The sequence below is a fragment of the Salmonella sp. SAL04214 genome (genome assembly GCF_046550615.1).
Classification (GTDB): Bacteria; Pseudomonadota; Gammaproteobacteria; order Enterobacterales; family Enterobacteriaceae; genus Salmonella; species Salmonella enterica.
The window spans coordinates 198,063-210,959 of record NZ_JBGDXT010000007.1 but is presented as its reverse complement, the minus strand read 5'-3'; the positions used below and the strand labels follow the sequence as shown (position 1 = coordinate 210,959).

Here is a 12,897-nt window from a genome sequence, read left to right as displayed (position 1 = left end):
TATCATGCGCCATTTTTGTTTGCATCGATGTGGCGAAGACTGATTTATCACCCAGAGATTAATTACGCACTACGGCAAACGCTGGTGCTGTGCCTGCCTGTGGCTGTCGGTTTATTGATAGGCCAGCTACACCTGGGCTTGCTTTTCTCTCTCGTTCCCGCCTGCTGCAACATTGCAGGTCTGGATACCCCGCACAAACGTTTTTTTAAACGCCTGATCATCGGCGCGTCGCTGTTCGCCGGATGCAGTCTGGTAACGCAACTTCTGCTGGCGGAATCCATCCCCCTGCCGTTGATCCTGACCGGGCTGACGCTGGTGCTTGGCGTGACGGCGGAAATTAGCCCGCTTCACGCGCGGTTACTGCCAGCGTCGCTGATTGCCGCCATCTTTACCCTGAGCCTTGCGGGATACATGCCCGTCTGGGAGCCGCTGCTCATTTATGCGCTGGGCACGCTATGGTACGGCGTGTTTAACTGGTTTTGGTTCTGGCTATGGCGCGAACAGCCGCTGCGCGAGTCATTGAGTTTGTTATACCGTGAACTGGCCGATTATTGTGAAGCGAAATACAGCCTGCTCACCCAACATATCGATCCGGAAAAAGCGCTGCCTCCCCTGCTGATACGCCAGCAAAAAGCGGTCGATCTCATTACCCAGTGTTACCAACAGATGCATATGCTTTCGGCGCACAACAATAATGATTACAAGCGTCTACTACGGGCTTTTCAGGAAGCGATGGATTTGCAGGAGCACATCTCCGTCAGCTTGCATCAGCCGGAAGAGGTACAGAAACTGGTAGAACGCAGCCATGCGGAAGAGGTGATTCGCTGGAATGCGCAAACGGTCGCCGCCCGTCTGCGCGTGCTGGCGGATGACATTCTTTATCATCGTCTGCCGACGCGCTTCTCCATGGAAAAACAGATTGGCGCTCTGGAGAAGATCGCCAATCAACATCCTGAAAATCCGGTAGGCCAGTTCTGCTATTGGCACTTCAGTCGAATCGCCCGTGTGCTGCGTACTCAGCGGCCGCTGTACGCCCGCGACCTGATGGCCGATAAACAGCGTCGTTTGCCGCTACTTCCGGCGCTGAAAAATTATATGTCTCTTAAATCACCGGCGCTACGCAACGCCGGACGCATCAGCGTGATGATGAGCATCGCCAGTCTGATGGGCAGTGCGTTGCACCTGCCTAAACCGTACTGGATACTCATGACGGTGCTGTTTGTCACCCAAAACGGCTATGGCGCGACGCGCGTACGTATTCTGCACCGTTCGGTCGGAACGCTGGTCGGCCTGGTGATTGCCGGCGTCACGCTGCACTTACATATTCCCGAAAGCATTACGCTGGCGGTCATGCTGGTACTAACGCTGGCAAGTTATCTGATTATTCGTAAAAACTACGGCTGGGCGACGGTCGGCTTTACGGTGACGGCGGTATACACCATCCAGTTACTGACGTTAAACGGAGAACAGTTTATTGTGCCGAGGCTGATCGATACGCTGATTGGCTGTTTAATTGCCTTTGGCGGCATGGTCTGGCTGTGGCCGCAATGGCAAAGCGGGCTATTACGTAAAAACGCCCATGATGCGCTGGAAGCCGATCAAGAAGCTATCCGACTGATCCTCAGTAACGATCCGCAGGCCACCCCGCTCGCTTATCAAAGAATGCGGGTCAACCAGGCGCATAACACGTTATTCAACTCGTTAAATCAGGCAATGCAGGAACCCGGATTCAATACCCACTATCTGTCGGATATGAAACTATGGGTCACGCACAGCCAGTTTATTGTCGAGCATATCAACGCTATGACGACGCTGGCGCGGGAACACACCATGCTGACGCCGGATCTGGCGCAGCGCTATCTGGAATCTTGCGAGATTGCGATTCAGCGCTGCCAGCAGCGCCTGGAGTACGACAGGCCAGGCGGCTCCGGCGATGTCAATATTCTGGAGTCGCCGGACATGCCGTCACATGGCTTATTGAGCACTCTGGAACAACATTTACAGCGCATCATTGGCCATCTGAACACCATGCACACCATTTCGTCGATGGCCTGGCGTCAGCGTCCGCATCACGGTATCTGGCTGAGTAAGCGGCTACGGGATACAAAAAGTTAAGACCGACTGCCGGATGCGCTACGCTTATCCGGCAATCCGCCATCAGGCCACCACCTTCCCTACCGCCTGCGCAAAGCGCTGCATTCCTTCATTGATATCCGCCTCTTCCACCACCAGCGACGGGGCAAAACGCATCACGTCGGCTCCGGCATTGAGCACCATCACGCCGGCCTCCGCGCCTGCGTACAGAAAATCGCGCGCCCGACCTTTATACTTCGGCTTCAGTTCCGCGCCAATCAGCAGCCCCATGCCGCGAATATCGCTGAAAATGTCAAATTGCTCGTCAATCGCCTGCAAATGTTGCACAAACTGTTGCCGCTTAGTGTGAATGCCTTGTAGTACTTCTGGCGTATTAATAATATCGAATGCCGCGCCAGCCACCGCACAGGCCAGCGGATTACCGCCATAGGTTGAACCATGCGAACCGACATGGAAGGCCGAGGCTATTTCCTGCGTGGTCAGCATGGCGCTCACCGGAAAACCGCCGCCTAACGCTTTGGCGCTGGTGAGGATATCCGGCGTGACGCCGTAGTGCATATAGGCAAACAGGTCTCCGGTGCGCCCCATCCCGCACTGTACTTCATCAAACACCAGCAACGCCTGATGCTCGTCACACAGGTCGCGTAACCCTTTGAGGAATTCCGGTGTAGCCGCCTGCACGCCGCCTTCACCCTGAATCGGCTCGACCACCACCGCGCAGGTGTGGTCATCCATTACCGCTTTCACCGCATGAAGATCGTTGAAGGGAACGTGAATAATATCGGCGGGTTTCGGTCCAAAGCCGTCGGAATATTTCGGCTGCCCGCCTACAGAGACGGTAAACAAGGAACGGCCATGAAAGGCGTTATGGAAGGCAATGATTTTCGTTTTGAACGGGCTATGGCGCACGCAGGCATAATGACGCGCCAGTTTAAAAGCGGTTTCGTTCGCTTCGGTGCCGGAATTCATAAACAGCACGCGCTCGGCAAACGTGGCGTCGATCAGTTTACGTCCCAGACGCAACGCCGGTTCATTGGTAAAAACGTTACTGGTATGCCACAAGGTTTCCCCCTGGGATTTCAGCGCCTCGACCAGTGCCGGATGGCAATGGCCCAGCGCAGTCACTGCAATCCCGCCGGCGAAATCGATATACTCTTTGCCCTGCTGATCCCATACGCGGCTGCCTTTACCTTTGACCGGAATAAAGTCCGCCGGTGCATAAACAGGCAGAATTACCTCATCAAAAGTTGCGCGCGTAATAGCCGTTTGTTCAGTTGCCATATCATTACCACCCGGTTAAGTAGAAATGCCAGTGAAATTATAATCACAAAATATGAATAAAAAATCACTCAATAGCAACCACAAATCAACGCCGGAGGAAATTTTTCAGCAGAGCGTGTCCTTGTTCGCTGAGAATACTTTCCGGGTGGAACTGCACGCCTTCCAGATCCCACTCGCGGTGGCGAATGCCCATAATCTCCTGCGTTTCGCTCCAGGCGGTGATCTCAAAACACTCTGGCAACGTGGCAGGGTCGACAATCAGCGAGTGGTAACGTGTCACGGTTAACGGGCTGGGCAATCCCCGAAACACGCCCTGTCCATTATGCGTAACAGGTGACGTTTTACCGTGCATCACTTTCGCTGCCCGCACCACCGACGCGCCAAAGGCCTGCGCCATCGCCTGATGACCCAGGCAAACGCCCAGCATCGGAATACGTCCGGCATAATGGCGGATGACCGCCAGTGAAATGCCAGCGTCATTCGGCGTACAGGGGCCAGGAGAGATAACGATTTTTTGCGGGTTCAAAGCGTCAATGTGCGCCAGCGTCAGCGCATCATTGCGCCGGACCTGCACTTCCGCGCCCAGTTCACAAAAATACTGGTAGAGGTTCCAGGTAAAGGAATCATAGTTATCGATAAGCAGGATCATGGCGGCTCCGGGTGAGTAGAACCGCACTATTTTACTCAGTTTCGCGAGCTTCGCTTATCGCTTTCTGAAAAATCGCCTGCAAAGCGGAGAGATCGCCCATCGCGCCGCTCTGGTTCGCCTGCTTCCATGTTTCAACCGCAATACCTTGCCAACTCAGCGCGTAGCCTGCATGTAGCGCCAGCTGTTCAAAGAAGATGCGCTGCGCCAGCCCGCTCCCCAAACGAAACGGATGAAGCACGTTAATTTCACAGTAGTAATGTGCCAGCCGCTCGACAAACTTCTCGTGCGCCAGACCGACCAGATAGCCCTCTTCTTCCAGATCCTGCATCAGAGCGTTGCCCTCTTTTTCGATATAGGCAAAGTGGCAGAAACGGGTATCGCCCTGGTAAATATCGACCTCCCGCAGTTGTCCTGCCCAGTCGAAAATATCCTGATAGAGCTGGCGATGAATCGCGCACAGATGAGGCAAGCCGCGTATCAGCGGCCCCAGTTCAATCGTGGCGGCGCGGAGCGCGGTCATTTCATATGCCGCTTGCGCCAGTCGCTGGGCCTGATGAATCCCCAGCCGATTACGCATCACATTCAGCCCCGGATAGAGGTACGGATCGCGCCCTTCGCCAAATTTATCGCTCATAGTGCCTCCGAAGCTCGTCAAGACGTGCCAGCGCTTCATCGGCGGTCAGAGTTACTAAGGGGATCTCAATACCTTCGAGACGGCGGCTTTGCTGGAAGTTAACGTTGCGCCGCTGTTCCCAAAAGCGTGACTTTTGTTTATCGGTAAGTTTCTTCACCGGGCCTCCCTGAATATGTCTGTGCTTGACCACAAGTATAAGCAGCAATTTCAGGTTACGCTGAGACAGGGAGAAAACGCGGGCGGCTCGCGCCCGCGCAGGCATGTTTTATGGCAGGACTTTCGCGGAAAGGATAACGACTGGTTTTGTCGGCACATTCTGATAAGGCCCGACATCGTGCGTCGGTACCTGTGAGATTTTATCGGCGACATCCATACCTTTTACCACTTTACCAAATACCGCATAGCCAAAGTCGCGCTGGCCGTGGTCGAGAAAAGCGTTATCCGCGACGTTAATAAAGAACTGGCTGGTGGCGCTGTCTTTATCTGCGGTGCGCGCCATCGCGATCGTGCCGCGAGTATTACGCAGACCGTTGTCGGCTTCATTCTTAATCGGCGGATTCGGTTTCTTCTGCTGCATCTGCTCGTTAAAACCACCGCCCTGAATCATAAAGCCAGGAATAACGCGGTGAAACGTAGTGTTGTTATAGAAACCACTGTTGACGTAATCGACAAAGTTTTTCACAGAAACCGGCGCTTTCTGGCTGTTCAGCTCCAGCTCAATATTCCCGGCGGAGGTGGTTAACAGCACATGAGGATCGCCTTTTGCTGCCAACGCTGCGGGAGAAAGAGCAGAAAGAGCGAAAACAGCTGCGACAGCCGCCAGAGTCGATTTGAGCATGAGATTTCCTTAAAGAGAGCAGAAATAAAGCAAGTGGAATGATTTTAAAGAGCCTTCCTGGGCCAGGCCAGCCCTTTACCTAATTTTACGTATATGAAACAAATGTAACGTTACGACGCAACGCCGTATTCTTGCAATATGATGTGACAAACATCACATTAAAAAATGCAATGAACATTACTATCACTAATAATTATTTAAATGCATCACAAAAGCGCCTAAAATCTGCCCGCTTAACGCGCCCTCCACGCGCTTCACTTCTCTTCAAGGCCAGACATGACTAACAGCAACCGCATCAAGCTCACATGGATCAGCTTTCTTTCCTACGCCCTGACCGGGGCGCTGGTGATTGTCACCGGGATGGTGATGGGAAATATCGCAGACTATTTTCAGCTGCCCGTTTCCAGCATGAGTAACACCTTTACTTTCCTGAACGCCGGGATTTTGATCTCGATCTTCCTCAATGCGTGGTTGATGGAAATCATCCCGCTGAAAACACAGCTACGCTTTGGTTTTATCCTGATGGTGCTGGCGGTGGCCGGGCTGATGTTCAGCCACAGCCTGGCGTTGTTCTCAGCGGCGATGTTTGTGCTGGGGCTGGTCAGCGGGATCACCATGTCGATTGGCACCTTCCTGATTACGCAACTGTATGAAGGGCGTCAGCGCGGTTCCCGACTGCTGTTTACCGACTCCTTCTTCAGCATGGCGGGGATGATTTTCCCTATGGTCGCCGCCTTCCTGCTGGCGCGTAGTATTGAGTGGTACTGGGTCTACGCCTGCATCGGCCTGGTCTACCTGGCGATTTTCATCCTGACCTTCGGCTGTGAATTTCCGGCGCTGGGTAAACATGCGCAGCACTCTCAGGCGCCTGTCGTCAAAGAAAAATGGGGCATTGGCGTACTGTTTCTCGCCGTCGCCGCGCTGTGCTATATCCTCGGTCAATTGGGCTTTATCTCCTGGGTGCCGGAATACGCCAAAGGCCTCGGCATGAGCCTGAATGACGCCGGGGCGCTGGTGAGTGATTTCTGGATGTCCTATATGTTTGGCATGTGGGCGTTCAGCTTTATCCTGCGCTTTTTCGATCTGCAACGCATTCTGACCGTACTGGCGGGTATGGCGGCGGTACTGATGTATCTGTTTATTACCGGCACGCAGGCGCATATGCCGTGGTTTATTCTGACGCTGGGCTTCTTCTCCAGCGCCATTTATACCTCTATCATTACGCTGGGATCGCAGCAAACGAAAGTGGCCTCGCCTAAGCTGGTTAACTTTATTCTGACCTGCGGCACTATCGGAACGATGCTGACCTTCGTCGTCACCGGCCCGATTGTGGCGCACAGCGGTCCACAGGCGGCGTTACTCACCGCGAATGGTCTGTATGCGGTGGTCTTTGTGATGTGCTTTGCGCTCGGCTTTGTATCCCGTCATCGTCAGCATAGCGCGCCGGCTACGCATTGATAATCCTTGCCGGATGGCGACGCGATGCGTCTTATCCGGCCTACAGCGTAAGCTGTTGGTAGGCCGGATAAGGCGACGTCGCTCTCCGGCACTCTATCCCCCTCCTGACGAGGTAGGCCTGTTGGTCTAAAAACCCCTCATTTTGTATGTTATTTGTACAAACCTGAAAAGCCTGACAATTCCGCCACTTATAAAAATCCAGACAAATCAGCCATATACCCATTAAGAGGTATATAAAGGTGAATTTGATTTACATCAATAAGCGGGGTTGCTGAATCGTTAAGGTAGGCGGTAATAGAAAAGAAATCGAGGCAAAAATGAGCAAAGTCAGACTCGCTATTATCGGTAATGGTATGGTCGGCCACCGCTTTATTGAGGATCTCCTTGATAAATCCGACGCTAGCCTGTTCGACATTACCGTGTTCTGTGAAGAACCCCGTAAAGCCTATGACCGTGTCCACCTGTCATCCTACTTCTCTCACCACACCGCGGAAGAGCTCTCTCTGGTGCGTGAAGGATTTTACGAGAAGCACGGCGTGAAGGTACTGGTTGGCGAACGCGCAATTACCATTAACCGTCAGGAGAAAGTGATTCACTCCAGCGCGGGTCGTACCGTTTATTATGACAAGCTGATCATGGCGACCGGTTCATATCCGTGGATTCCGCCGATTAAAGGCTCCGAAACCCAGGATTGCTTCGTTTACCGTACCATTGAAGACCTCAACGCTATCGAAGCCTGCGCCCGTCGCAGCAAGCGCGGGGCGGTGGTCGGCGGCGGTCTGCTGGGGCTGGAAGCCGCTGGCGCGCTGAAAAACCTCGGCGTGGAAACGCACGTCATTGAATTTGCGCCAATGCTGATGGCGGAACAGCTCGATCAGATGGGCGGCGAGCAGCTACGTCGCAAGATCGAAAGCATGGGCGTGCGTGTACACACCAGTAAAAACACGCAAGAGATTGTTCAGCAGGGTAACGAAGCGCGTAAGACTATGCGTTTTGCCGACGGCAGCGAGCTGGAAGTCGATTTCATCGTCTTCTCTACCGGTATTCGCCCACGCGACAAGCTGGCTACCCAGTGCGGTCTGGCCGTCGCGCAGCGCGGCGGGATCGTGATTAACGACACCTGCCAGACGTCCGACCCGGATATCTACGCTATCGGCGAGTGCGCCAGTTGGAACAACCGCGTTTACGGTCTGGTCGCACCAGGCTATAAAATGGCCCAGGTCGCCGTTGACCACATCCTCGGCAGTGAAAACGCCTTTGAAGGGGCGGATCTCAGCGCCAAGCTGAAGCTGCTGGGCGTGGACGTCGGCGGCATCGGCGACGCGCATGGCCGCACGCCGGGCGCGCGTAGTTACGTTTACCTCGATGAAAGCAAAGAAGTCTACAAACGTCTAATTGTCAGCGAAGATAACAAAACGCTGCTCGGCGCAGTACTGGTCGGCGACACCAGCGATTACGGCAATTTGCTGCAACTGGTACTGAACGCCATCGAACTGCCGGAAAACCCGGATTCGCTGATCCTGCCGTCGCACGCGGGCAGTGGTAAACCCGCTATCGGCGTGGATAAACTGCCGGACAGCGCGCAGATCTGCTCCTGCTTCGATGTGACTAAAGGCGATCTGATCGCCGCTATCAATAAAGGATGCCATACCGTGGCGGCGCTGAAAGCGGAAACCAAAGCCGGAACCGGCTGCGGCGGCTGCATCCCGCTGGTGACGCAGGTACTGAACGCCGAACTGGCGAAACAGGGTATTGAAGTCAACAACAACCTGTGCGAGCACTTTGCTTATTCTCGTCAGGAACTGTTCCACTTAATTCGCGTGGAAGGTATCAAAACCTTTGAAGAACTGTTGGCGAAACACGGTAAAGGCTACGGCTGCGAAGTGTGTAAGCCGACCGTCGGTTCGCTGCTGGCGTCGTGCTGGAACGAATACATCCTCAAGCCGCAGCACACGCCGCTGCAGGATACCAACGATAACTTCCTGGCGAATATCCAGAAAGACGGTACTTACTCGGTGATCCCGCGCTCGGCGGGCGGCGAAATCACCCCGGAAGGTCTGGTGGCCGTGGGTCGTATCGCCCGCGAGTTTAACCTCTATACCAAAATTACCGGTTCTCAGCGTATCGGTCTGTTTGGCGCGCAAAAAGACGATCTGCCGGAAATCTGGCGTCAGTTGATTGAAGCGGGTTTCGAAACCGGTCACGCGTACGCCAAAGCGCTGCGGATGGCGAAAACCTGCGTCGGCAGCACCTGGTGCCGCTACGGCGTGGGCGACAGCGTCGGTTTCGGCGTGGAGCTGGAAAACCGCTACAAAGGCATTCGTACCCCGCACAAAATGAAATTCGGCGTCTCCGGCTGTACCCGTGAATGTGCGGAAGCGCAGGGTAAAGATGTCGGTATCATCGCCACGGAGAAAGGCTGGAACTTGTACGTCTGCGGTAACGGCGGCATGAAACCGCGTCATGCGGATCTGCTGGCAGCCGATCTCGATCGCGACACGCTGCTCAAGTATCTCGACCGCTTTATGATGTTCTACATCCGTACTGCCGACAAACTGACCCGTACCGCGCCGTGGTTAGACAACCTGGAAGGCGGCATCGAGTATCTGAAATCGGTCATCATCGACGATAAGCTGGGCCTGAACGAACATCTGGAGGAAGAGATGGCGCGCCTGCGCGCAGCGGTGGTCTGCGAGTGGACAGAAACCGTTAACACCCCATCCGCACAGGTTCGCTTTAAGCACTTTATCAACAGTGACAAGCGCGACCCAAATGTCCAGGTCGTCCCAGAACGTGAACAGCATCGACCGGCCACGCCGTATGAACGTATCCCGGTCACTCTGGTGGAGGAAAACGCATGAGTCAGTGGCAAAACATCTGCAAAATCGATGACATCCTGCCGGGAACCGGCGTCTGCGCGCTGTCAGGCGGCGAACAGGTGGCGATTTTCCGTCCTTACCATAGCGATCAGGTGTTTGCGATCAGCAACATCGACCCGTTCTTTGAGGCCAGCGTGCTGTCTCGTGGGCTGATTGCGGAACACCAGGGCGAACTGTGGGTCGCCAGCCCGTTGAAAAAGCAGCGCTTTCGTTTAAGCGACGGGCTGTGCATGGAAGATGAGCAGTTCTCTGTGAAACATTACGATGCGCGGGTAAAAGACGGCGTGGTGCAGTTGCGCGGTTAATTATTTTTGGGAGGCGCAACGCCTCCCCTTTTTTGTATTTTTTTTCATTTTAATTGTTATCACAAAATCATTTGTACTGCATCGCGGCGGCAACTGAGCAACAAATTCGTCAGGAACGAATTTGAACAGCCGCTGGCTGCCTTCGGTGAGGGACAAGGATGTCCCTCATTAATCCCCAGGAGCATAGTTCACTATGTGACTGGGGTGAGCGAGGGCAGCCAACAAAGAGGCAGTGCAAAGGATGAAGTGAGAAAAGGATAATCAAATGTTTACAGACACTATCAATAAGTGTGCGGCTAACGCTGCGCGCATCGCACGCCTGTCGGCGAATAATCCGCTCGGCTTCTGGGTCAGTTCGGCAATGGCCGGGACTTATGTCGGTCTCGGCATCATTCTTATTTTCACCCTCGGCAATCTGCTCGACCCGTCCGTGCGTCCTTTGGTAATGGGAGCCACCTTTGGTATCGCCTTAACGCTGGTCATCATTGCCGGTTCCGAACTGTTTACCGGCCACACCATGTTCCTGACGCTAGGCGTCAAAGCAGGCACCATCAGCCACGGTCAAATGTGGGCTATCCTGCCGCAAACCTGGCTCGGCAACCTGGTCGGTTCCGTCTTTGTCGCCCTGCTTTACAGCTGGGGCGGCGGCAGTTTGTTGCCGGTCGATACCAGCATCGTTCACTCAGTCGCGCTGGCAAAAACCACCGCGCCCGCCACGGTACTGTTCTTCAAAGGCGCGCTGTGTAACTGGCTGGTTTGTCTGGCAATCTGGATGGCGATCCGCACCGAAGGCACGGCAAAATTTCTTGCTATCTGGTGGTGTCTGCTGGCGTTTATCGCTTCCGGCTACGAGCACTCCGTCGCGAATATGACGCTGTTTGCCCTCTCCTGGTTTGGTCATCACAGCGACGCCTATACCCTGTCCGGAATCGGACACAACCTGTTATGGGTCACTCTGGGTAATACTTTGTCCGGCGTCGTGTTCATGGGATTGGGTTATTGGTATGCTACGCCGAAATCGGAGCGTCCTGTTCCGCAAAAAACCAACCAAATTAAGGTTACAGCCAACCATTAAGGGGTAATGTCGTGGACCATTTGCCTATATTTTGTCAATTACGCGACCGCGACTGTCTGATCGTCGGCGGTGGCGATGTCGCAGAACGCAAAGCACGGTTACTGCTGGAAGCAGGCGCACGTTTAACGGTCAATGCGCTAACCTTCATTCCACAGTTCACCGTATGGGCAAATGAAGGCATGTTGACTCTGGTTGAGGGACCGTTCGACGAAACGCTTCTCGACTCGTGTTGGCTGGCGATCGCGGCCACTGACGACGATACCGTCAACCAGCGCGTCAGCGACGCGGCGGAGTCACGCCGTATCTTTTGCAACGTGGTGGATGCGCCGAAAGCCGCCAGCTTTATCATGCCCTCCATTATTGACCGCTCGCCGCTGATGGTCGCCGTCTCCTCGGGCGGCACTTCCCCGGTGCTGGCGCGTCTGCTGCGCGAGAAGCTGGAATCGCTGCTGCCGCAGCATCTGGGGCAGGTCGCGCGCTATGCCGGACAACTCCGCGCCCGAGTGAAAAAGCAGTTTGCCACGATGGGCGAACGTCGTCGCTTCTGGGAAAAATTTTTCGTCAATGACCGGCTGGCGCAGTCGCTGGCGAATGCCGATGAGAAAGCGGTTAACGCGACAACCGAACGCCTGTTTAGCGAACCGCTGGATCACCGTGGCGAAGTCGTGCTGGTCGGCGCCGGGCCGGGTGATGCCGGACTGCTGACGCTGAAAGGGTTACAACAAATCCAACAGGCGGATATCGTGGTTTACGATCGCCTCGTCTCCGACGACATTATGAACCTGGTACGCCGCGATGCCGATCGGGTCTTTGTGGGGAAACGCGCAGGTTACCACTGCGTCCCACAGGAGGAAATCAACCAGATCCTGCTGCGTGAAGCGCAAAAAGGTAAACGCGTGGTACGCCTGAAAGGCGGCGATCCCTTTATCTTTGGTCGCGGCGGCGAAGAGCTGGAAACGCTGTGTCATGCCGGTATTCCTTTCTCGGTAGTGCCGGGGATTACCGCGGCTTCCGGCTGCTCCGCCTACTCCGGTATTCCGCTAACCCATCGCGATTACGCCCAGAGCGTACGTCTGGTCACGGGTCACCTGAAAACCGGCGGCGAGCTGGACTGGGAAAACCTGGCGGCAGAAAAACAGACGCTGGTGTTCTACATGGGGTTGAATCAGGCAGCGACTATCCAGGAAAAACTGATCGCATTCGGTATGCAGGCCGATATGCCGGTTGCGCTGGTAGAAAACGGTACCTCCGTGAAGCAACGCGTCGTCCACGGTGTGCTGACGCAGCTTGGTGAATTAGCGCAACAGGTTGAAAGCCCGGCGCTGATTATCGTTGGCCGGGTCGTTGGCTTACGCGATAAATTAAATTGGTTCTCTAATTATTAATTAAAATAAAGCCCTGAATAACAGGGCTTTATTTTACAACTACTCGTAATCTCAAATTATTTTTACTTAAAAGTGAATTAAGAAACTTACTTTAAATACACCAGGCAAATTTAAATAGTAATAATCTTGCCTAAAAACCCTTTCATTCGTCAAATTCACCCATCATTCATTCACCTAATAAATAACACCGTTAAGCACTCAATTTGACCTGACTTGGTTATCGGGTGATAAAATAAACACTAAAGCATAATTTTTCTTCTGGCCATTTCATCATTGCCTGTATCGCTCTCTGCATATGT

At 54.1% G+C, this 12,897-nt stretch carries 11 protein-coding genes; 6 read left to right on the top strand and 5 right to left on the bottom strand.

The features are described 5' to 3' along the window. Positions 1 to 27: 27 nt before the first annotated feature. The gene (locus ACLJQD_RS14055; RefSeq protein ID WP_000269312.1) at positions 28 to 2,115 is read left to right on the top strand and encodes a YccS/YhfK family putative transporter; all 2,088 of its coding nucleotides are present in this window, start codon (positions 28 to 30) and stop codon (positions 2,113 to 2,115) included. Between the two features lie 42 nt (positions 2,116 to 2,157). Here the strand turns inward: ACLJQD_RS14055 and ACLJQD_RS14050 are convergent, their stop codons facing one another. The 5 genes from ACLJQD_RS14050 to ppiA form a co-directional block, all read right to left on the bottom strand. After that, positions 2,158 to 3,375, bottom strand: coding sequence for an aspartate aminotransferase family protein (locus ACLJQD_RS14050; RefSeq protein WP_000190024.1), 1,218 nt, complete (start codon positions 3,373 to 3,375; stop codon positions 2,158 to 2,160). A gap of 85 nt (positions 3,376 to 3,460) precedes the next feature. Next, positions 3,461 to 4,024 carry an aminodeoxychorismate synthase component 2 gene (gene pabA / locus ACLJQD_RS14045; protein WP_000601880.1) on the bottom strand — a complete coding sequence of 188 codons (564 nt, stop codon included), beginning with the start codon at positions 4,022 to 4,024 and terminating at the stop codon, positions 3,461 to 3,463. A 31-nt stretch (positions 4,025 to 4,055) separates the two neighbouring features. Then, the gene (locus ACLJQD_RS14040; RefSeq protein WP_001280665.1) at positions 4,056 to 4,658 is read right to left on the bottom strand and encodes a putative adenosine monophosphate-protein transferase Fic; all 603 of its coding nucleotides are present in this window, start codon (positions 4,656 to 4,658) and stop codon (positions 4,056 to 4,058) included. Next, complete coding sequence (locus ACLJQD_RS14035) at positions 4,648 to 4,815, bottom strand: YhfG family protein (RefSeq protein ID WP_001519136.1); 168 nt, start codon at positions 4,813 to 4,815, stop codon at positions 4,648 to 4,650. Before ACLJQD_RS14035 ends, ACLJQD_RS14040 begins: the two co-directional genes overlap by 11 nt. 108 nt (positions 4,816 to 4,923) lie before the next feature. Next, the gene (gene ppiA / locus ACLJQD_RS14030) at positions 4,924 to 5,496 is read right to left on the bottom strand and encodes a peptidylprolyl isomerase A (protein ID WP_000920478.1); all 573 of its coding nucleotides are present in this window, start codon (positions 5,494 to 5,496) and stop codon (positions 4,924 to 4,926) included. 276 nt (positions 5,497 to 5,772) lie between these two features. Here ppiA and tsgA point away from each other — a divergent pair, with 276 nt between their 5' ends. The 5 genes from tsgA to cysG all read left to right on the top strand — a co-directional run bounded on the left by tsgA (position 5,773) and on the right by cysG (position 12,598). Further along, on the top strand, positions 5,773 to 6,954 hold the full coding sequence (gene tsgA / locus ACLJQD_RS14025; protein WP_000185267.1) for an MFS transporter TsgA: 1,182 nt from the start codon (positions 5,773 to 5,775) through the stop codon (positions 6,952 to 6,954). Positions 6,955 to 7,271: 317 nt separating this feature from the next. After that, positions 7,272 to 9,815, top strand: coding sequence for an NADPH-nitrite reductase large subunit (gene nirB, locus ACLJQD_RS14020; protein ID WP_017442186.1), 2,544 nt, complete (start codon positions 7,272 to 7,274; stop codon positions 9,813 to 9,815). Then, positions 9,812 to 10,138 (top strand): nitrite reductase small subunit NirD, encoded by a 327-nt coding sequence (gene nirD, locus ACLJQD_RS14015; protein ID WP_000084814.1) that lies wholly within the window; start codon positions 9,812 to 9,814, stop codon positions 10,136 to 10,138. Before nirB ends, nirD begins: the two co-directional genes overlap by 4 nt. 265 nt (positions 10,139 to 10,403) lie before the next feature. Next, entirely contained in the window at positions 10,404 to 11,213 is an 810-nt protein-coding gene (gene nirC / locus ACLJQD_RS14010; RefSeq protein WP_017442185.1) for a nitrite transporter NirC, read from the top strand. 11 nt (positions 11,214 to 11,224) lie between these two features. Next, positions 11,225 to 12,598 carry a siroheme synthase CysG gene (gene cysG / locus ACLJQD_RS14005; RefSeq protein WP_000349897.1) on the top strand — a complete coding sequence of 458 codons (1,374 nt, stop codon included), beginning with the start codon at positions 11,225 to 11,227 and terminating at the stop codon, positions 12,596 to 12,598. Positions 12,599 to 12,897: the final 299 nt, after the last annotated feature.

What these genes read in the sequence shown, in the direction of transcription:
- ACLJQD_RS14055 (WP_000269312.1), top strand. Translation starts at nt 28, where the DNA reads ATGTGGCGAAGACTGATTTATCACCCAGAGATTAATTACGCACTACGG.
- ACLJQD_RS14050 (WP_000190024.1), bottom strand. Translation starts at nt 3,375, where the DNA reads ATGGCAACTGAACAAACGGCTATTACGCGCGCAACTTTTGATGAGGTA.
- pabA (WP_000601880.1), bottom strand. Translation starts at nt 4,024, where the DNA reads ATGATCCTGCTTATCGATAACTATGATTCCTTTACCTGGAACCTCTAC.
- ACLJQD_RS14040 (WP_001280665.1), bottom strand. Translation starts at nt 4,658, where the DNA reads ATGAGCGATAAATTTGGCGAAGGGCGCGATCCGTACCTCTATCCGGGG.
- ppiA (WP_000920478.1), bottom strand. Translation starts at nt 5,496, where the DNA reads ATGCTCAAATCGACTCTGGCGGCTGTCGCAGCTGTTTTCGCTCTTTCT.
- tsgA (WP_000185267.1), top strand. Translation starts at nt 5,773, where the DNA reads ATGACTAACAGCAACCGCATCAAGCTCACATGGATCAGCTTTCTTTCC.
- nirB (WP_017442186.1), top strand. Translation starts at nt 7,272, where the DNA reads ATGAGCAAAGTCAGACTCGCTATTATCGGTAATGGTATGGTCGGCCAC.
- nirD (WP_000084814.1), top strand. Translation starts at nt 9,812, where the DNA reads ATGAGTCAGTGGCAAAACATCTGCAAAATCGATGACATCCTGCCGGGA.
- nirC (WP_017442185.1), top strand. Translation starts at nt 10,404, where the DNA reads ATGTTTACAGACACTATCAATAAGTGTGCGGCTAACGCTGCGCGCATC.